Source organism: bacterium (assembly GCA_035295165.1).
Classification (GTDB): Bacteria; Sysuimicrobiota; Sysuimicrobiia; order Sysuimicrobiales; family Segetimicrobiaceae; genus JAJPIA01.
The window spans coordinates 1-19,712 of sequence record DATGJN010000024.1; the positions used below are offsets into that span (position 1 = coordinate 1).

The following is a 19,712-nucleotide window of genomic DNA, read 5'->3' on the forward strand; positions in this document are numbered from 1 at the left end:
CGCGCGGGTGGTGCGGTGGGAGATGGGGCCGGTCGTGACGCGCTACGAGTTGCAGCCCGCGCCCGGCGTGAAAGTGCAGAAGATCACCAGCCTCCAGAACGACATCGCGCTCGCGCTTGCGGCCAGCAGCGTTCGCCTCGAGGCGCCGATCCCCGGGAAGTCCGCGGTCGGCGTGGAGCTGCCCAACGAGCGGGCGAGCCTCGTCCACCTGCGCGAGGTCGTCGCGAGCGAAGAGTTCCGATCCGCGCGGTCACCGCTCATGGTCGCGATCGGCAAGGGCACGGCCGGCGCCCCGGTGGTGACGGATCTTGTGACGATGCCCCACTTGCTGATCGCAGGCGCGACCGGCGCGGGCAAGAGCGTGATGCTTAACAGCATGATCGCCAGCATCCTGTTCCGGGCCACGCCCGAGCGGGTCCGCTTCCTGATGATTGATCCAAAGCGGGTCGAGCTGACGAACTACAACGGCATTCCCCATCTGCTGAGCCCGGTAGTGACCGGGCCCCGCGAGGCCGCCGCGAAGTTGCGCTGGGCGGTCCAGGAGATGGAGAGCCGCTACGAGATGTTCGCGGCGGACGGTGTGCGGAACATCCAGGCATTTAACGCCCAGCATCCGGATCGCCCGCTCGCCTACATCCTGATCATCGTCGACGAACTCGCGGATTTGATGATGGTCGCGCCCGCCGACTTCGAGGAGATCATCTGCCGGCTCGCCCAGATGACGCGCGCCACGGGTATTCACCTCCTGGTCGCCACGCAGCGGCCGTCCGTGGACGTGATCACCGGGCTCATCAAGGCGAACATCCCGTCCCGTATCGCGTTCGCGGTGAGCTCGCTCGTGGACAGCCGGACGATCCTTGATCACCCGGGCGCGGAGCGGCTGCTCGGGAAGGGCGACATGCTGTTTGCGCCGATCGGCGCGGCGCGGCCGATGCGGGTCCAGGGTGCGTTCATCAGCGACGCGGAGACCGAGCGTCTCGTCGCGTTCTGGCGCGCGCAGGGAGAGCCCGCGTACGTCGAATCGCTGGTGCAAGCCGGGGACGTGGCGCCTTCCGAGGACGCCCCGGCGGATGACGCGCTCCTCGTAGACGCGGCTCGGCTGGTGGTCCGTTCGGGCTACGGGTCTGTGTCGCTTCTGCAGCGCAAGATGCGCATCGGCTATGTGCGTGCGGCGCGCCTGGTGGACCAGCTGGAGGAGAAGGGGATCGTCGGACCGTCGCAGGGGAGCAGCCCGCGCGACGTCCTGGTGGGCGTGGACGATCTGGAGCGCGTGCTGCGCGAGGGCGTCCCGCGGCCCGACGCGGCGGACGCGGACGACGCGTAAGACGGGATCGCCCCACGAGCGCGCGCGCCGCAGGAAACTGATTTCTCGTCCAAGAACACCGCTGGCGCGATGAACATTCTTGGCATCGGCGAGCGGTTGCGGAACGCGCGCGAGGCCCGGGGCCTCTCGCTGGACGATGTGGAAGCGGCCACGCGCATCCGTCGGCGGTACCTGGAAGCGCTCGAGGAGGAAGCGTTCGACCGGCTGCCCGGCCCGGCCTACGTTCGGGGTTTTCTCAACGCGTACGCGTCCCATCTCGGGCTGCCGCCCGAGGAGATCGCCTCGATGTATCCGATGCCGCTCGGCGCCAGGGTTGCCGTGCGCGCGTCGCCGGTGGACGTTCGGATCACCCCGGTGACCCCGCGCTCGCGCGCACGGCGATTCGTGATCGGAGCCTCGCTCGTGTTGTTGTGCGGAGCCGCGGTGATCGCGTACATTCTGTACGGTCAACTCCGCCAGTTCACCGGCACCCCCGAACCGACGTCCCAGGGGAGCGCGTCCACGACCTCGCCGTCCGCGGCGCCGTCTACCGTACCGGGTGCGAGTCAGGGACCCGCGGCCGCCGGGACGAGTTCGACGGGGACACCATCCGCCAGGAGTGTCACGGCACCGCCGGCGACCGCGGCAACGCCGCCGTCTGGGCCCGGTGGTGCAACCGGGACGTCTCCGGCACCCGGCGCGAGTCAGCCCGGATCCGCGGTGCCGCTGCAGGCGATCATGTCCGCCGCGCCCGTGACGGTTGCAGCGGTGGCCACCGACCGTTCCTGGGTTCGGGCAGTGGCCGATGGCGTGACAGTGTTCGAGGGGTTCCTCAGCGCCGGCGACCAGCAGGTCTGGCAGGCCAAGCGCCAGTTGACCCTGCGAATCGGGAACGCGAGCGCCTTGACCCTGACCGTGAACGGCCGGTCGGTCGGTCGCCTTGGCAACCCGGGAGACGTCGTGGACGAGACCTACACCGCGCTGACACCGTGAGCCCGATTCGACGCCGCAGATCGTTCGACGGACGGCCCGACGCCCGTACGTTCCTGGAGAGGGGAGAGCGATGATCAAGGCCGAGATCGTGTCGGTCGGGACCGAGCATCTGTTAGGACAGATCGTCGACACCAACGCCCAGTACCTGTGCACGCTTCTGGCCACGCTCGGGATCGCCGTGTACTATCGGTCCACCGTCGGCGACAACGTCGGGCGCGTGCAGGAAGTCTTCGCGAATGCGCTCGGTCGGGTCGATCTCATGGTGTCCACGGGAGGCCTGGGTCCGACCGACGACGACCTCACGGTCGCGGCCGTCGCGGAACTGCTCGGGCTTCCGATGGAGCGTCACGAGGAGGCCTGGACGCACGTCCAGGAGTTCTTTCGGCGCCGCAACCGTCCGCTGAGCTCGCAGCAGGTCAAGCAGGCGATGTTGCCGAGGGGCGCGCACATGGTGCCGAACACGCGAGGCAGCGCCCCTGGCGTGATCGTGGAGCACGAAGGAAAGACGATCGTCTTTGTTCCCGGTGTGCCCCGTGAGATGAAGGGCATGATGGAGGACCACGTCGTCCCCTATCTGCGAGCACGGGGACTGGTCGGCGACGAGGTCATTCGGTCCCGCGTCGTCAGGATCATCGGCTTGGGCGAGTCCGCCGTGGAGGACCGGCTTCGCGACCTGATGCGCGCGAGCACCAACCCAACGATCGCGCCGTACGCGCACACGGGGGAGTGCCACGTGCGGATTACCGCGCGGGGGACGGACGCGGCGGTGGAACCGCTGCTCGACCAGACGGAGGCCGCGCTGCGGGAACGTCTCGGCGACGCGATCTACGTGGTCGGCGACGCCACGATCGACGAGGTCGTCGCCCGGTTGCTGGCGCAGCGGGGCGTGACGGTCGCCGTCGCGGAGTCCTGTACGGCCGGGCTGATCGCGCACCGGCTCGCGCGAACGCCCGGCGCGTCGGCGTACCTCGACGGAGGGGTGATCGCATACAGCAACGCGGCGAAGCACCGCTGGCTCTACGTTCCGGAATCGTTGGTCGAGCGGCACGGCGCGGTCAGCGCGGAGGTGGCCCGGGCGATGGCGGAGGGCGTGCGCAGCCAAGCTGCGACCGATCTGGCCATCGCGACGACGGGGATCGCCGGGCCGACGGGCGGGACCGAGGCGAAGCCCGTCGGCTTGGTCTTTCTCGCGCTCGCGCACGCGGAAGGGACGGAGGTGCGGGAGGTTCGGTTCGGAACGGAGCCGGGCCGCGCGGGCATCCAGTATCTCGCGTCTCAGACGGCGCTCGACATGATCAGGCTGCAGTTGTTGCGTTGACATCACCGGGTCACGGGGGACGGCGTCGGATCTTCGTAGCGGTCCCGATCACGCCGGCGCTGCGCGACGCGGCGCTCTCGATGATGCGCCGCGCGCTGCGCGTCGAGGCGGGCGCACTCCGGTGGGTCGAAGGCGAGGCGCTGCACGTCACGCTCCGATTTCTCGGCGAGATCACGGAACCGGAGGTCGCGCGCGCGGTCGAGGCCGCGCGCATCGCGGCGGCCGCGTCGGCCGCGTTCTCGATCACGCTCGCCGGTGGCGGGGCGTTTCCGTCCCTCCGGCGGCCTCGGACCGTGTGGATGGGGGTGGCCGCAGGCGCGGAACGGCTGGCGGCGCTCTCGCAGGCGCTCGACACGGCGCTTGTGGAACGCCAGTTTCGCCAGGACGCGCGAGGGTTTCACGCGCACGTGACGGTGGCGCGCGTCAGATCCGAAAGGGCGGCGCCGGATCTCAGTGGTTGCGCCGAGCGTCTCAAGGGGCCCGCAGCCCCTGTCGCGGGTTCGCAACGCGTTGGTGGGATCTCGGTCATGGAGAGTGCGCTGCTGCCGTCGGGCGCGGTGTATCGAGAGATATGCAGCGCACGCTTTGGCGCGCTGCCGGTCGAGTGAGGAGCATCGCATGCCACGAGAGGATGCTGTCAGCAGGTTGCCCCGCCAGTCTGGCGAAGATGCGGGCAGCGAAGTCAACCCAGTGACTTGACAAACGAACATATGTTTGGTACAGTGGGGCCAACTTAACCAGCCAAAACCATCCCATCGCGCCAGGAGGAAACGCAGCATGAACGAGCGGCAGCGGGCCCTTGATCTTGCTCTGACCCAGATCGAAAAACAGTTCGGCAAAGGGTCCATCATGAAGCTTGGCGAGCACCAAGCCAAGCTGACCGCGGACGTGATATCCACGGGTGCGCTGGCGCTGGACATCGCTCTTGGTGTGGGCGGGGTGCCCCGCGGGCGCGTCGTGGAGATCTACGGCCCCGAGTCTTCCGGCAAGACGACGCTCGGATACCATATTATTTCCGAGGCGCAACGCAGCGGGGGCGTCGCGGCGTTCATCGACGCGGAGCACGCACTTAACCCCGAATACGCAGGCAACGTCGGGGTGGACATCGACAATCTCCTGATCTCGCAACCGGATTCCGGTGAGCAGGCGCTCGAGATCGCCGAGATGCTCGTGCGTTCGGGCGCGATCGACGTCGTCGTGGTGGACTCGGTGGCGGCGCTGGTGCCGCGGGCCGAACTGGAAGGCGAGATGGGCGATGCGCACGTGGGCCTGCAGGCCCGGTTGATGTCCCAGGCGCTCCGGAAGCTCGTCGGGGCCATCAGCAAGTCACGCACGACGGTGATCTTCATCAACCAGCTTCGCGAGAAGGTCGGCGTGATGTACGGCAACCCCGAGGTCACCACCGGCGGTCGCGCGCTCAAATTCTACGCGTCGATGCGAATTGAGATCCGACGTATCGAGTCGATCAAATCCGGCGATCAGGTGCTGGGCCAGCGAGTGCGGGTCAAAGTGGTCAAGAACAAACTGGCCGCGCCGTTCCGTGATGCGGAGTTGGACATCATTTTCCCGCGCGGGATCAGCAGAGCGGGGAGCTTGCTCGACGTCGCCGTGGCGCAGGGCATCGTCACCCGGACGGGCACGTGGTTCGCCTACAAGGATATGAAACTCGGGCAAGGCCGGGACAACGCGCGCGAGTTCCTCGAGTCCAACCCGGAGTTGGCACAGGAGATCTCGGAGCGGACGCGCGAGAAGGTCGGCCTGATACGCACGGCCCCGTCGGCGGATGAGCCTGCGCCGGAGGTGCACTCGAACGGAGACGCGAGGCCGGCGTCCCGCGACGGACACCCGACGGTGCCGGCGAAGGGAGTTCCTGCTCGGGCTTCGCGATGAGTCACCGGCGCGCCCGCGTCCGCTGTGGCGTCAGAGCCCGGCCCGGACACCGTGGGGGTAGGGAAGCCACCCGTCTGTTCACGTCCTGATCATGCCGATCGTGGTGAGCATCCGCGGCGGGGGCCGGATCTCCGGTGCGGCCGGGCCGTCCGGGGGTGCGTGGGGCGGAGACCGACGCGTCGTTGTGCTCGATGACGGGCGTGCGCTCCGCGTGGATGCCGAGGAGCTCGCCCGTCGCGGGATCGCCTCGGGTGAGACGATTCCCGGCGACGTAGCGGAACAACTCGAAGCACGAGGGTTGTACGTCCGCGCACGGGACCTCGCGATCCGACTGCTGTCGCCCCGTCCCCGAAGCGTTTCGGAGCTGAGACTCAAGTTGCGGCAGCGCGGGATACCCGATGCGCAGATCCGCGCGGTGATCGACGACCTGACGCGGATCGGCCATCTGGACGACCTGGCCTTTGCCCGCGGGTGGGTCGCGGCGCGCCTCGGCCGACGGCCGTGCGGGGCGCCCCGGCTCCGACGCGAGTTGCGTGAGAAGGGGGTCGCGACCGCGCTGGTCGAGCAGGCGATCCGGGAGGCCTATGGCGAAGAAGATCCATCCGTGGCAGAGGAACGCTACGCTCGGGCTCTGGTGGGACGCCGTCAGCGTGTGTATCGACATCTGTCTCCCGACGTTCGGACTCGACGCCTCGCGGGGCTCCTTCAACGGCAGGGTTTTTCCACGCGGACGATCATCCGCGTGCTGCGTGGGGTAGGTCGACGCGGCGTAACAGGGGACGTCGATGAGTAGGCGGGGGAGCCGGCACGGGTCTGATCAACTCGGGCTCGGACTCGCCGAGACCCTGGAACGCGAAGCGTCCGCGGCGGGACCCGAGTCTGTTCCGTCCGTGCCGGGCGACGGCGGAGCGTCCGATACGCCTCGCCCGGCTCACGCCCAGTCGGACGCCGGTGCTCGCGGCGGTCCGGAGGCCGAGTCTCCGGTGAACGCCGCAAGCGTGGCCGCGGCGGAGCGCGAGGCGCCCCCGGTCCCGACGGCCGATGCAGTGCTTGACGGGCTGACGACGCAGCAGCGCGAGGCGGTGATTCATGCCGAGGGGCCGCTGCTGATCGTCGCCGGCGCGGGCACGGGGAAGACGACCGTGATTACCCGCCGCATCGGCCACCTCATCTCGTCACGGCGCGTCCGCCCGGAGCAGGTCCTGGCCCTCACGTTCACCGACCGCGCGGCCGCGGAGATGGAAGAGCGCGTCGATCGACTCGTCCCGTATGGGTACACGCAGGCGTGGATTAGCACGTTCCATGCGTTCGGGGATCGGGTGCTCCGGGACCATGCGCTGCACCTCGGTCTGCCTCCCGACTTCCGGGTGCTGAACCGCGCCGAGCAGGCGATCTTCATCCGGGAGCGTTTGTTTGAGTTCCCGCTCGATCATTTCCGCCCCCTCGGTGATCCGGCGAGATACGTGGACGCGCTGATCGGGCTCATCAGTCGGGCCAAGGACGAGGACATCACCCCGGAGGAATACACCGCGTACGCGGACCGCCTCGCGGCGAGCGCGGCCGCCGAACCGAACGACACCGTACTCGCGGATCACGCACGGCAGCAGCGCGAGCTCGCCGCCGCCTACCGCGTCTATCAGGACCTGCTGGCCAAGGACGGACGTTTGGACTTCGGCGACCTGATCGTGCTGACGATTCGGCTGTTGCGAGAACACCCGGACGTGTTGCAGCGGTATCAGGAGCAGTTCCACCACATTCTCGTCGACGAGTTCCAGGACACCAACTACGCGCAGTTCGAGCTGGTGAAACTGCTGGCCGATGCCCGGCGCAATCTGACGGTCGTTGCGGACGACGATCAGGCGATCTACCGCTTTCGGGGTGCGTCGTACAGCAACATCACCTTTTTCACCGAGACGTACGCCGACGCGCGGACCGTCGTGCTCACCCGGAACTACCGGTCCACGCAGTTCATTCTGGATGCGGCCTATCGTCTCATCCGCCACAACGATCCTGACCGGCTCGAGGTGCGCGTCGGGATCGACAAGCGCCTGGAAGCAGTCGCCGGGCCGGGCACGCTGCCACGCCACCTGCACTACGAGTCCCTCGGCGCCGAAGCCGACGGCGTTGCGGACCGGATCGCCGAGCGCGTCAAAGCCGGCGTGTGGCAGTACCGTGATGTGGCGCTCCTGGTGCGGGCGAACAAGGACGCCGACCCGTTTCTCCGGGCCCTCAACATGCGCGGCATCCCGTTCCAGTTCTCCGGCACGCGGGGTCTGTATGACCGCGAGGAGATCCGTCTGCTCACGTCGTTCCTCCGGGCGCTTGCCCATCCGGAGGACAGCTTGTCGCTGTACCATCTGAGCGCCTCGCCGCTCTACGGTGTGCCGGAGGCGGATCTCGCCGCGTGTATGAGCTACGCAAGTCGCAAGCGGCGCCCCCTGGCCCATGTGTACCGGCAGCTCGCGCGGATCGAGGATCTCGACCTCACGCGCGAGGGCCATGCGGTGATCGATCGGTTGGTCGACGACCTCGAAGAGATGGGTCGGTTGGCACCGCGGTACCCCACGGGACGCGTGCTCTATGAATACTTGGTGAATCGGACGGGGTTCGTCGGCCGCCTCGCGTCGTCCGACCGGCCAGAGGACGAGCACAAGGTCGCCAACATCGCGAAGTTTTTCGATCTCGTCGCGCGGTTCGGCGACGTGGCGGCCGTGGACCGCCTCCCCGCGTTCGTTGCCTACCTGGATCTGCTGATCGAGGCGGGCGATGATCCGCCGACCGCGGACGTGGACGGCGAGGCGGACGTTGTGCGTGTGCTCACGATCCACAAGGCGAAGGGGCTGGAGTTTCCCGTCGTGTTCCTCGTGAGCGTTGTCACGGACAAGTTCCCGTCGCGGGCGCGCCGCGAGCCGCTTCCTTTGCCGGATGCGCTCATGAAGGATCTGCTGCCGAGCGGCGACTTTCACGTACAGGAAGAGCGCCGGCTGTGCTATGTTGGGATGACCCGGGCCAAGCGCGAGCTGTACCTGACGAGCGCCTCCGATTACGGTGGCGCACGGCCTCGCAAGGCGAGCCGGTTCGTGCTGGAGGCGCTCGATGTGCCCCGGGTGCCCCCTGAAACGGTGCGGACGAGCGCGGCACAGGCGCTGGAGCGGCACGCGCCGCCGGTCGAGCCGAGCGTGCCGTCGCTGATCCCGCTCGGCGATGATGCCGTGCTGCAGCTGTCGTTTCGGCAGGTCGACGACTACATGACCTGTCCGTACAAGTACCGGTATATTCACCTGCTGCGCGTGCCGGTGCTCCGCGACCACCGGGTCGCGTACGGCTCTGCGCTGCACGACGCGGTGCAAGAGTACAACCGGCGGCGCGCGAGGCACCAACCGGTGACCGCCGACGACCTGATCGCCCACTTCGAGCGCGCATGGGTCAACGAGGGGTTTCTCAGCCGCGAGCACGAGGATCAACGGATGGAGGCGGGCCGCGAAGCGCTCCGGCGATTCTTCGAGTACCAGCAGGCGAGCGACACGACGCCCACGTTCGTCGAGCGCGAGTTCCGCTTTCCCGTGGGGTCGAACCTCCTTCGCGGCCGCTGGGATCGGGTCGACCTCCGCGGCGCCGAGGTCGTGATTATCGACTTCAAGAGCACGGACGTGCGCACGCAGCAGGACGCGGACCGACGCGCGAAGGACAGTGAGCAGCTCTCCATCTATGCGCTCGCCTACCTGGAGGTGTTCGGGCGCCTCCCCGATCGCGTGGAGCTCCACTTCCTCGGGCGCCAGGTCGTCGTCGGCCAAGCCCGCAAGACCGAGGCGGACATCGACGCCGTTCGCACGATGATCCTCAAGGCCGCCTCGGGCATCCGCGCGCAGCAGTTTCTCGCCACGCCCGATCCGTATCGCGCGTGCCCGTACTGTGCGTTCAACCAGATCTGTCCGTTCACGGCCGCGCCGGAATGAGCGTGCGCCTGCTGCACACGTCGGACGTGCACCTCGGTGCGACCTTCAAGGTCCTCGGCGATCGCGGGGGCGACCAGCGCCGGCAGCTCCAGCGGACATTCGCCAATGTGGTGGGCCTGTCGATCCAGGAGCGCGTCGACGTCGTGCTGATCGCGGGCGATCTCTTCGACTCCGTCGCCGCGGCCCGTCTGCAGGCGCCGTTCGCGACCGAGCAGTTGGGCCGGTTGGGCGATGCGGGTATCCCCGTGTGCGCGATCGCAGGCAACCACGATCCGCTGGGGGCGGGCAGTGCGACGATCTGGCAGGGGCTCGCGACGCGCTGCCCTCACCTGGTCGTCTTCGGGCCCGCCCCGGAGGCGCGGGTGTTCCCCGAGCGTGACCTCACGGTGATCGGGCGGTCCGTGCAGGACCGCCTGTCCCCCGATAGTCCTCTTGCGGGGTTGTCGGGCGCGGGATCGGCGCTCGCGGGGGATGCCGGCGCGCCGCCCTCGCCGCCGGGTCGGCCGGCGTCGCGGCGCACGCGACACGTCGTTGGCCTGTTTCACGGGAGCGTGCAGCGCCCTGATTTCGAGACCAAGTTCGGCCTGATTACACCGGAGGAGATCGTCGGCAGCGGGGTCGACTATCTCGCGCTCGGCGACTGGCATTCGACGCAAAACGTGTCGACCGGCGCGGTCTCGGCATGGTACAGCGGTGCGCCAGAGATGATCGGCGTGGACGAGACGGACTCGGGTAACGTCTGTCTGGTGACGCTGCGGGGGCCGGGCCAGGCCGAGGTCGTCCCCCGCAGGGTCGGCCGGCGGCGGGCCGCGGCGATGACGGTCGATGTGGCGACCGCCGGCGGTCCGGACGCGGTCGCGCGGATGATCCGCGAACGCGCAGACGGAGATCTTGCGCTGGTCGTGACGCTTGCGGGGTTCGTCGGACTCGCCGACCACGTCATGGCCGATCGGCTGCGCGAAGATCTGGCCCCCGAGTTTTTCCGCCTCGAAATCCGGGACGAATCGCACCTGCGCCCCGAGGTCGTCGACCCCGCGCAGTACTCGGCGAACACCGTCCTCGGCCGGTTTGTGCGGCAGATGCACGACCAGATCAACGGGCGCGAGGGCGAGGACCGCGCGGTTGCGGAAGAGGCGCTGGCCTACGGGGTGGCGCTGCTCGAAGGGAAGACGGAGATCCTTGGATGATCATTCGACGCGTCCGGATCCGCCGGTTCCGCAAGCTGCTCGATCAGACCCTTGAGTGCAGCCCGGGTCTGAACGTGATTCGCGGTCGGAACGATGCCGGCAAGTCCACCGTGCATCTCGCGTTTTCCGCGGCCCTCTTCCCGATTCGTCCGTCCGAGGCCCGCTCGTTTGGCCCGTGGGGCAGCGACGATGGGCCTGGCGAGATCACGCTGGAGTTCGAAGCCGGCGGGAACCAGTACACGCTGCATAAAGACTTTGCATCGCGGAGGGTCTCGCTCGTCGGCGGCGCGCGCCCGTCGGACAATCCCAAGGAGGTGGAGCGACAGGTTGGCGAGGTGCTGGGGTTCCAGAACCTCGGACTGTTCCGTGCGACCGCGCACATCGGGCAGTGGGAGCTCGCGCAGGTGCAAAAGGAGAAGGAGATGATCGGGACGCGCCTGTCCGCGATCATGACCGGCGGCGACGAGGACGCGGCGCGGGTGCTCAAGTTGCTGGACGACCGGATCCGGAAGATGGAGCTCGGCCTCCGGCGTCCGTCCAACGTCCCCGGCCCCCTGAAACGGGACGACGATCGCATGCGCTACCTGACGGCCGAGCAGCAGCGTCTCGGTACGGAGGTCGCGGCGATCGAACAGGCGGCCGCCGATCGCACGCGCATCGCCGCCCGCATCGCGGCGCTCGAGCAGCAGGTCAAAGAGGACGGGGAGCTCATGCAAGCCAACCGCGACCTGCTCGACCTCGACCGGCGGGCCGCGGCGCAGCGGCGGCGCGTGCTCGAGTTGCGGTCGCTCTCGGAGCGGCTGGACGCGGCCGTCCGGGAGCTCGAGGCGGCCAGCCGAGATTCGTCGCTCGGAGTGCCCCTCGCCCCGGACGCAGTGCAGGCGCTGCAGACCGCGTCCCTGCGGGCCGAGATGCTGTACACAGAGGCCCGTAGCGCCGAGCGGCCGTTGCGGTCCGACGATGCGGCCCCCGAGCGCCGCCGCGGGTCACATCGCTCCGGAGACGCCCCGCGCGCGGGTTGGTCGCCGGTCGGGTTCGCGGTCGCGGCGGCCGCGGCCATCGGCGGTGTCGGATTGGTGCTGGGGCACCACCTGGGGTGGGGGCTTGGCGCGCTGGTCCTTGCGATCGTCTTGGGCGGCACCGTGGCGGTTGCGTGGAATCGCGCCCGAACGGCCGAACGCGAGATCGAACGGGCGGCGCAGGTCGAAGCGACCAGGCGCGCAGAGGATGTGGCCCGCGCCGAGGCACGGCGCCGGGACGCCCGAGAGGCGGCGGAGGGAGTGCAGACGCAGTTGCGCACCCTTGGGGTTTCGTCGGTCCAGGAGGCGCTTGAGCGCCAGGAGCGAGCGCTCGCCGCGCGGCGGCGGCACGACACCGCGCGAGCCGTGCTCGACAACATCCTCGGCGGCCGTACGCGGGAAGCGATCACCGAGGAGTACCAACGGGCGGTCGTCGATCTCGCGGCTACCGAGACGAAGCGGGATCAGCCCGACCTCGTGCTGCGACGCCTCGATCCGGCCGCGTTTCAGCGGCTCGGAACCGAGGCGGAACGGCGGCGGAAGGAGCTCGAGGAGCGGCGCGCGGCGCTGCACACGCTCGACGGACGGCTCGCCGGTCGGTCTCCGCACGAGGAGCTCGCCCGGACGGAGGAGGAACTCACCGACGTCCGTGCCAGGTACGCGCTGGCAGCACGGCTCGTGAAGGTGCTGAGCCTTACCCGCGAAGTGTTGGGCGAGGCGCGGAGCCACACCATCGTGCCTGGGAAGACGCTCCTCGAGGAACGGGCGAGCGCATACGTCCGCCGGCTCTCCGGAGGGGCGTACGCCCGCATCACAGTGGACGAGCAGACGCTGGCGCCGCGCGTCTGGGTCGGCCCGCCGAAGGAGTGGGCCGACGTCTCGGCGCGCGAGATCGGGAGCGGCGGCGTGGACCAGTGCTATCTGGCGCTGCGCCTGGCGCTCGTCGACTTGCTCTGCGAGCGACCGTTCGCGCCGCTGTTTCTCGACGACCCGTTTCTCGCCTACGACGAGGAGCGCCAGGACGCCACGATGCGGTTTCTCAGGGACTTGGCTGAGGACCGCCAGATCTTCCTCTTTACCTGCCGCGGCGTATACGATGCGCACGCCGACAACCTGATCGTCTTAGACGAAGCCGCACGGGTGCCCGGAGAGTAGCCGCCCGAAACCGGTAGCCTTCGGGAGCACCGAGGCGCCGTTACCGTCCCGCCGGGGTCCGGATGTCCGCGACGAGGTCCCTCATTCCGACGCTCACCGGCGTTTAGTGTAGGTTCGCGCGGAGCCTTACCCGTGCGAGTCTTTTGGAGGAATGCCTGAATGCCCGCAACGATGGTAGCAAGAGCCCTTCGCGGGGGGGGCGGGGCTGACACACGCCTGGGCTTTCAGGTGGGCACTATGTCGCGGCTGGAAGGCGGTCCCGAGAGGCGCGGTTGCCTCCGGCGGCGAGCTTGGAAACGCGTCTCTTCTTGGAACCCGAGTCGACGTGCGGGAAGAACCCGCTGACGGCGCATCTTGTCTGGGTTACCGGCCCGCCAGGGCCCGGATGTCCGCGACGAGGTCCTTCGGATCGAGATTGCCGGCCAGGAAGACCTTGATTTTGCCGGCGGGATCGATCAGGTAAACGATCGCCGTGTGCTCTACCTGGGCGACCGTGGGAGCGGTGGCGTTCGCGGCCTCCGGGTTGACCTCTTTGGCGTCGCTCCCGACGTAGTAATGCGCCCAGACCGGACGGAGCTGGGCGAAGGACCCGTGCAGGTACGACATTTCACCCTGGACGTGGTGGCCGGCCAGAAACCCCTTGATCGCCTCCGGTGTATCGCCGTTCGGATCCACGCTGACGGCCATGAATGCGGTCCTGGCCGCGGTGCCGGAGTCGAGCTGGGCGAACGCGGCGTGGAAGGCGTCGGCGATCAACGGGCACACGTCCGGACAGTGCGTATATAGGAAGGTTAACACCACGACCTTGCCGCGGAGGGCGGCCAGAGAAACGACCCGTCCGTCTTGGTCGGGCAGGCTGAACTCGTAGGCCGTCACCGGCGGGTTCATCACGGCGCCCGCCAGCGCGGGCGGGCCGAACCGCGCCCGAACCGCGGCCGCCGTGGCCGCGACTGCCGCGGCGACCACCACCGCGAGCGCGACGTACAGCCACCGCTGGGCATCACGCGGGTTTCTCTTGGGCGGCGTTGCGTGCCCTGGGCCCCCGGCCCCGGGTCCGCCGGCGGAAGTGTCGTCTGGCTCGGTGCTCGTCATCGCGTACCCCTCCGATGTCACGCTAACAGGCGCGCTCGACGGGTGTCAAGGCGCCTTCTCACGTCCAGCACCCTACACTACGCCCCGGGCGACGCGACGGATGTCCGCCCGCGCCGGTTCCCTTGACCCCCGGTGATCACGCACGTTAAAATATGGTGAAAACTCGACACATTGTCGAAGAGATCACAGCAGAGCAGCGGCCCAACAACGGGCCGGGACGGAGGGGGCTCTTAAAGACGCACGAGATGTAACAGCAAAAGGGGGTGGCCACCACGAACGCCTCGACGTATGTGTTGGCGGGCGGGATCGGGTTGGCGGCGTTCCTCCTTGGGTATCTTCTGCGTAAGTTCGCCGGCGAGGCGAAGATCGGAACGGCTGAGGTAGCAGCCCGGCGGATCCTGGAAGAAGCGAAGGCCGAGGCGCACAGGGAGGCAGAGAGCAAGCAGCGAGAAGCACTCCTGGAGGCCAAGGACGAGGGGTTCCGGATCAAACGGGACGCCGAACGCGAAATTCGGGAACAGCGGGGCGAGGTGCAGCGCCTGGAGCGGCGGCTGGTTCAACGAGAGGAGAACCTCGACCGCAAGCTCGAGACGTTGGAGAAGCGTGATCAGACCCTCGCGCAACGTGAGCAGGAGGTCGCCAAGGTCAGGGAAGAGGCGCAACAACTCTATCAAGCCAGCCGTGGGGAGTTGGAACGGATCAGTGGGTTAACGGGGGAGCAAGCACGTCAGGAACTGCTCCAGCGGGTGGAGACTGAGGCGCGGTACGATGCGCTTCAGACGGCCCGGAAGGTCGAAGCGGAAGTGCGGGAAGATGCCGATAGGCGGGCGCGCGAGATCCTGGCGCTCGCCATTCAGCGTTGCGCTGCGGATCACACGGCGGACGTGACCGTCTCCGTGATTCCGCTGCCGAACGACGAGATGAAGGGACGGATCATCGGGCGCGAAGGCCGGAACATCCGGTCGCTCGAAAGTCTCACCGGCGTGGACTTTATCATCGACGATACGCCGGAGTCGGTGACCCTGTCTTCGTTCGATCCGATCCGTCGCGAGATCGCCAAGATGGCGCTCGAGAAACTCCTGACCGACGGCCGGATCCACCCTGCGCGGATCGAGGAGATGGTCGAAAAGGCTCAGCGGGACCTCGACGCGCGCATTCGAGATGCCGGTGAACGCGCCGCGTTCGAGGCGGGCGTGCACGGGCTGCACCCGGAAGAGCTCAAGCTCCTCGGGCGGCTCAACTTCCGGTTCAGCTACGGCCAGAACCTGCTGCAGCACTCGATCGAGGTGTCGCTGCTCTCCGGGCTGATGGCGACCCACCTCGACGCCGACGCGGAGGTTGCACGCCGAGCGGGGCTGTTGCACGACATCGGGAAAGCGCTGACGCACGAGGTCGAGGGCACGCACAGCGATATCGGGATGGACATCGCCCGGCGGTACCACGAGCCTCCCCAGGTGCTGAACGCGATCGCCTACCATCACGGCGACGCCGAGGCGGAGTATGTGGAGGCGATCCTGGTCGCCGCAGCCGACGCGATCTCGGCGTCGCGGCCGGGCGCCCGCAAGGAAACGGTGGAGATGTATGTCAAGCGGCTCGAAAACCTGGAGCGGATCGCGACCTCATTCACGGGGGTGGAGCGCGCGTACGCGATCCAGGCGGGGCGCGAGATTCGGGTGCTGGTCAAGCCCCAGGAGATCGACGACCCCAGCGCGGCCACGCTGGCGCGCGACATGGCGAAGAAGATCGAGGATGAACTCGAGTATCCGGGGCAGATCAAGGTCACGGTGCTCCGCGAGACGCGGGCGATCGAGTACGCAAAGTAGCGACAGGCGCCGGACGGCGGGCAGGGGACGGGCGGGGGCCCGTCCCCTGCCGTGTGCCACCGGAGGGGAGCGGGCGCGTGCGAATTCTGTTTGTCGGGGACGTGGTGGGGAAGCCTGGGCGGCGGATCGTGACGGCGCTGCTGCCGGGGCTGCGCCGAGAGCTCGGCATCGATCTCGTGATCGCGAACGGTGAAAACTCCGCGGGGGGCTTTGGGATCACCCGCGAAACTTTCGAGGACCTGGTCGGCGCCGGCGTCGATGTGGTCACCGGCGGAAACCACACGTGGCAGGCGCGGGAGAGCGCGACATTGCTTGACAGCGACCCACGCCTGCTCCGGCCGGCGAACTATCCAGCGGGCGCGCCCGGGCGGGGATCGGCCATCTTTCGCACGTCGGGGCCGTCGCCCGCCCCCGTCGGCGTGCTGAACCTCGAAGGACGGGTGTTCATGCAGCCGCTGCTGTCGCCGTTCGAGCTCGGACGCGAGGAGGCCCAGCGGTTGCGCGGCGAAGCCCCCGTGATCATCGTGGATTTCCACGCCGAGGCGACATCGGAGAAGGCGGCGCTCGCGTGGTACCTGGACGGGCGGGTATCCGCGATCATCGGCACCCACACCCACGTGCAGACGGCGGACGAGCGCGTGCTGCCGGCCGGGACGGCGTTCATCACGGACGCTGGCATGACGGGGCCGCGCGACTCGATCATCGGGATGGGAAGGGAAGAGGTGCTCCGGCGGTTCTTAACGCTGCTGCCGTCTCGGTTCGACGTTGCGACGGGCCCGGTGCAACTCAACGCGGTCGTCGTCGAGGCCGACGCCAGGACCGGGCGCGCGTCCGCGATAGAGCGCGTGACACGCCTAGCCGACTAGGCGTCTCGGGGGCTGCGCGCCAGCCCTGAGGCCGGCGTGCCGTGCCGCCGGGCGGGCGCGCCCGGGGACCGCCACGGTGTGCCCCCCGGGGCGTTGCGGGCCCCGCAGCGGGGTGGGGAGCCCTGGGGAAGGATTCTGGCGGGCTCCCGCGAAGGTGAGGAGTCCGCCGGTTATGCGGGCTAAACAGGGCCAAAAATCGACCTACTGCGCCGAGGAGGCTTCGTGCCAATGGACGTGCTTAAGGTGGCAGCCAAATCCAACCCGACCGCCGTCGCGGGTGCGCTGGCCGGCGTCGTCCGCGAAAAGGGGACGGCCGAGCTGCAGGCGATCGGGGCCGCCGCGATCAACCAGGCGGTCAAGGCGATCGCGATCGCGCGGGGCTACGTCGCGCCGTCCGGGTTGGACCTCGTGTGCGTCCCAGCGTTCGCGGACGTGCAGATCGATGGCGAGGATCGGACCGCAATCAAGCTCATCGTGTCCCCCCGCACCCCGCGATAGGAGCACACACTGCGAATCGATCTCCACACTCACAGCACGGCCTCGGACGGCCTGCTGTCGCCGTCCCGTCTCGTTCGAGAGGCGCGGGAGCACGGGGTCGGGCTGCTGGCGCTCACGGACCACGACACCACGAATGGGCTGGCGGATGCGCTCGACGCCGGGCGTACCTACCGCGTGGAGGTGCTCCCCGGCGTGGAGATCAACACGGACGTCGGCCCGTACGAGGTGCATGTGCTCGGGTACTTGGTCGACTACATTCAGCCGGCGTTCCAAGCGTTTCTCCAACGGATGCGGGACGGCCGCGTCGCGCGCGCTAAGGCGATGGTCCAGCGGCTCGTGGAGCTCGGGGTCCCGATCGCGTGGGAACGGGTGCGGGCGCTCGCGGCCGGCGCGGCCGTCGGCCGCCCGCACATCGCGCGGGCGCTCGTGGAGGCTCGACGCGTCGGCACGAGCCAGGAGGCCTTCGAACGCTACCTCGGCCGCGCGGCGCCCGCTTACGTTCCCCGGCCGAAGCTCACGCCCGAGGAGGCCGTGGAGCAGATCCTCGCGGCGCGAGGGGTGCCCGTGCTCGCACACCCGGGGTGGCCGAGCAGCGGCCCCGTGATCGAACGCGTGCCGCAACTGGTGGAACACGGGCTCGCCGGGATCGAAGTCTACTACCCTGATCACACGCCCGCCATGATGGAGGCGTACCTCGCGATAGCGCGTCGGTACGCGCTTGTCGTGACCGGCGGCACCGATTACCATGGAGGAGGGATGGCCACCCGCATCCCGCTCGGGAGCGTGCCCGTGCCGCCCGAGACGGTGACGGCGCTACGGCGCCGCTGGGAGGCGCTTCAGATGGGGGCGGGGCGCGGCCGGCCTGTACCTGCGGTGGAGCGTCACGTGCAGTGAGGGTCATCAACGTGGAGGGCTGCGATGCGATGTCCGAAGTGCGGCAGTGAGAATCCCGATGGCAAGATCTTGTGCCGGGCGTGCGGTGCGAGGCTGCGGGCCCCGGCCCAGGCGGGCCGCGCCGCGCTGCCGGTGCGTGAAAGCGAGCCGGAGCTCCGGCGGCGGGTGACCTATGACCTTGTCCGCGTGGCCTGGGTGATCGGGATCGTGATCGTGGTCGGCGCAGGCTTGGGCCTGCTGCTGAAGTAGCCGGTCGATGCGCGGGGACCCTGAGCGCCCGTCGTTCCGCCGGCTTCCCTCGGTGGAGCGTCTGTTGCAGGGGCTCGACGCCTCGGGCGCGGCCGGGCGCCATCCCCGGCGTCTCGTGGTGGCATGCGTCCGGGAGGCCGTGGAACGTGCGCGCCGACGTCTCGCGGAGGGGCGGGCGTCGGCTGATGCCATCACCGTGGACGCGCTGCTCGCCGATGCGCGGGCGCTGCTCGCCGAGCGATCGGCGCCGAGCCTTGATCGCGCGATCAACGCCACCGGTATCGTGCTCCACACCAACCTGGGCCGCGCGCCGCTGTGCGCCGATGCCCGGCGTGCCGTCGCGGCGGCGTCAGGGTACACGATGCTGGAGGTCGATCGCGCCACGGGTGAGCGCGGCTCGCGGCAGGCCCACGTCACGGCGCTGCTGCGCGAGTTGACCGGCGCGGAGGCGGCGTTCGTCGTGAACAACAACGCCGCCGGTGTGCTCGTGGCGCTGGCCGCCCTCGCCCGCGGCCGCGACGTGATTGTCTCCCGAGGCGAACTTGTGGAGATCGGCGGGAGCTTCCGCCTGCCCGACGTGATGGCCGCGAGCGGCTGCCGACTCGTCGAGGTCGGCACCACGAACAAGACCTACGTTTCGGACTACGAGGCGGCGCTCACGCCCGAAACCGCGCTCCTCGTCAAGGTGCACCGCAGCAACTTTTCGATGCGCGGGTTCGTGCGCGACGTGGGGCCCCGCGAGCTGGCGACGCTGGGACAACGCGCCGGCGTGCCTGTGCTGTTCGACATGGGCAGCGGAGCGTTCGTCGATCTGGCGTCCCGCATTCAGTGTACCGCGGGTGCCGCCGGACTCTCCGGGGAGCCGACCGTTCAGGCCGCGGTCGCGTCCGGCGTGGACGTCATCACGGCGAGCGGCGACAAGCTCCTGGGGGGACCCCAGGCCGGGGTGCTGCTCGGGGGCACCGCCGCGATCGGAAAGATCCGAGCGCACCCACTCGCGCGTGCCGTGCGTATCGACAAGCTGGACCTCGCCGCCCTTGAGGCGACGCTGCGCGTCTACCGCGATCCCGACCGGGCGTGGGCGGAGATCCCCGTGCTCGAGATGCTCGCGAGGTCCGCGGATGACCTGGAGCGCGCGGCGGCGAGCCTCCTCGAACGGCTCCGGCCGGTCACGGCCGGCGCCGCCGAGTTGAGCGTGTGCCGGACGACGACCGAGGCGGGAGGCGGTGCGCTCCCCGGCGTCGAGCTGTCCTCCTGGGCGATCGCGATCAGTCCCCAGAGAGGCACGCTGGACGCGTGGGAGCGTGGGCTGCGCGGGCACCGGCCGCCTGTGTTCGGCCGCATCGCCGATGGCCGACTCTTGCTCGACCTCCGCACCCTCGGTCCCGAGGACGAGTCCCCGCTCACGGACGCGCTCGCGGCGATCGCGGGGTCGCACCCGGCCGCGCCCGCGTAACCTCGCGACGACC

At 69.0% G+C, this 19,712-nt stretch carries 16 protein-coding genes; 15 read left to right on the forward strand and 1 reads right to left on the reverse strand.

The window, feature by feature from the left end:
- From VKZ50_03295 to VKZ50_03335, 9 genes are all read left to right on the forward strand, one after another.
- Positions 1-1,324: DNA translocase FtsK (locus tag VKZ50_03295; GenBank protein ID HLJ58738.1), on the forward strand; the 1,324-nt coding region annotated here is incomplete at its 5' end.
- Between the two features lie 69 nt (positions 1,325-1,393).
- On the forward strand, positions 1,394-2,296 hold the full coding sequence (locus VKZ50_03300) for a RodZ domain-containing protein (GenBank protein HLJ58739.1): 903 nt from the start codon (positions 1,394-1,396) through the stop codon (positions 2,294-2,296).
- A gap of 70 nt (positions 2,297-2,366) precedes the next feature.
- A complete protein-coding gene (locus tag VKZ50_03305) occupies positions 2,367-3,614 on the forward strand; it encodes a competence/damage-inducible protein A (protein HLJ58740.1) in 1,248 nt (415 codons plus the stop codon).
- On the forward strand, positions 3,611-4,222 hold the full coding sequence (gene thpR / locus VKZ50_03310; protein HLJ58741.1) for an RNA 2',3'-cyclic phosphodiesterase: 612 nt from the start codon (positions 3,611-3,613) through the stop codon (positions 4,220-4,222). Before VKZ50_03305 ends, thpR begins: the two co-directional genes overlap by 4 nt.
- A gap of 169 nt (positions 4,223-4,391) precedes the next feature.
- Positions 4,392-5,504, forward strand: coding sequence for a recombinase RecA (gene recA / locus VKZ50_03315; protein ID HLJ58742.1), 1,113 nt, complete (start codon positions 4,392-4,394; stop codon positions 5,502-5,504).
- Positions 5,505-5,595: 91 nt separating this feature from the next.
- Positions 5,596-6,297 (forward strand): regulatory protein RecX, encoded by a 702-nt coding sequence (locus VKZ50_03320; protein HLJ58743.1) that lies wholly within the window; start codon positions 5,596-5,598, stop codon positions 6,295-6,297.
- Positions 6,290-9,460 (forward strand): UvrD-helicase domain-containing protein, encoded by a 3,171-nt coding sequence (locus VKZ50_03325; GenBank protein ID HLJ58744.1) that lies wholly within the window; start codon positions 6,290-6,292, stop codon positions 9,458-9,460. The genes VKZ50_03320 and VKZ50_03325 overlap by 8 nt, the downstream gene beginning before the upstream one ends.
- Positions 9,457-10,647, forward strand: coding sequence for a DNA repair exonuclease (locus VKZ50_03330; GenBank protein ID HLJ58745.1), 1,191 nt, complete (start codon positions 9,457-9,459; stop codon positions 10,645-10,647). The genes VKZ50_03325 and VKZ50_03330 overlap by 4 nt, the downstream gene beginning before the upstream one ends.
- Positions 10,644-12,821, forward strand: a complete 2,178-nt coding sequence (locus VKZ50_03335) for an AAA family ATPase (GenBank protein ID HLJ58746.1) — start codon at positions 10,644-10,646, stop codon at positions 12,819-12,821. The genes VKZ50_03330 and VKZ50_03335 overlap by 4 nt, the downstream gene beginning before the upstream one ends.
- A 363-nt stretch (positions 12,822-13,184) precedes the next feature.
- Here the strand turns inward: VKZ50_03335 and VKZ50_03340 are convergent, their stop codons facing one another.
- Positions 13,185-13,913 carry an SCO family protein gene (locus VKZ50_03340; protein HLJ58747.1) on the reverse strand — a complete coding sequence of 243 codons (729 nt, stop codon included), beginning with the start codon at positions 13,911-13,913 and terminating at the stop codon, positions 13,185-13,187.
- Positions 13,914-14,176: 263 nt separating this feature from the next.
- On the opposite strand from VKZ50_03340, the gene rny reads away from it, so the two are divergent.
- From rny to selA, 6 genes are all read left to right on the forward strand, one after another.
- The gene (gene rny / locus VKZ50_03345; protein ID HLJ58748.1) at positions 14,177-15,736 is read left to right on the forward strand and encodes a ribonuclease Y; all 1,560 of its coding nucleotides are present in this window, start codon (positions 14,177-14,179) and stop codon (positions 15,734-15,736) included.
- A 77-nt stretch (positions 15,737-15,813) separates the two neighbouring features.
- Entirely contained in the window at positions 15,814-16,602 is a 789-nt protein-coding gene (locus tag VKZ50_03350) for a TIGR00282 family metallophosphoesterase (GenBank protein HLJ58749.1), read from the forward strand.
- Positions 16,603-16,830: 228 nt separating this feature from the next.
- Complete coding sequence (locus tag VKZ50_03355; protein HLJ58750.1) at positions 16,831-17,100, forward strand: stage V sporulation protein S; 270 nt, start codon at positions 16,831-16,833, stop codon at positions 17,098-17,100.
- A gap of 15 nt (positions 17,101-17,115) precedes the next feature.
- Positions 17,116-17,994 carry a PHP domain-containing protein gene (locus VKZ50_03360; protein HLJ58751.1) on the forward strand — a complete coding sequence of 293 codons (879 nt, stop codon included), beginning with the start codon at positions 17,116-17,118 and terminating at the stop codon, positions 17,992-17,994.
- Between the two features lie 24 nt (positions 17,995-18,018).
- Positions 18,019-18,243: a zinc ribbon domain-containing protein gene (locus VKZ50_03365; protein ID HLJ58752.1), complete on the forward strand. Its 225-nt coding sequence runs from the start codon at positions 18,019-18,021 to the stop codon at positions 18,241-18,243.
- Between the two features lie 7 nt (positions 18,244-18,250).
- Positions 18,251-19,699 (forward strand): L-seryl-tRNA(Sec) selenium transferase, encoded by a 1,449-nt coding sequence (gene selA / locus VKZ50_03370; protein ID HLJ58753.1) that lies wholly within the window; start codon positions 18,251-18,253, stop codon positions 19,697-19,699.
- Positions 19,700-19,712: the final 13 nt, after the last annotated feature.

Coding starts and splice junctions, on each gene's coding strand:
- VKZ50_03300 (HLJ58739.1), top strand. CDS start 1,394: ATGAACATTCTTGGCATCGGCGAGCGGTTGCGGAACGCGCGCGAGGCC.
- VKZ50_03305 (HLJ58740.1), top strand. CDS start 2,367: ATGATCAAGGCCGAGATCGTGTCGGTCGGGACCGAGCATCTGTTAGGA.
- recA (HLJ58742.1), top strand. CDS start 4,392: ATGAACGAGCGGCAGCGGGCCCTTGATCTTGCTCTGACCCAGATCGAA.
- VKZ50_03320 (HLJ58743.1), top strand. CDS start 5,596: ATGCCGATCGTGGTGAGCATCCGCGGCGGGGGCCGGATCTCCGGTGCG.
- VKZ50_03325 (HLJ58744.1), top strand. CDS start 6,290: ATGAGTAGGCGGGGGAGCCGGCACGGGTCTGATCAACTCGGGCTCGGA.
- VKZ50_03330 (HLJ58745.1), top strand. CDS start 9,457: ATGAGCGTGCGCCTGCTGCACACGTCGGACGTGCACCTCGGTGCGACC.
- VKZ50_03335 (HLJ58746.1), top strand. CDS start 10,644: ATGATCATTCGACGCGTCCGGATCCGCCGGTTCCGCAAGCTGCTCGAT.
- VKZ50_03340 (HLJ58747.1), bottom strand. CDS start 13,913: ATGACGAGCACCGAGCCAGACGACACTTCCGCCGGCGGACCCGGGGCC.
- VKZ50_03355 (HLJ58750.1), top strand. CDS start 16,831: ATGGACGTGCTTAAGGTGGCAGCCAAATCCAACCCGACCGCCGTCGCG.
- VKZ50_03365 (HLJ58752.1), top strand. CDS start 18,019: ATGCGATGTCCGAAGTGCGGCAGTGAGAATCCCGATGGCAAGATCTTG.
- selA (HLJ58753.1), top strand. CDS start 18,251: ATGCGCGGGGACCCTGAGCGCCCGTCGTTCCGCCGGCTTCCCTCGGTG.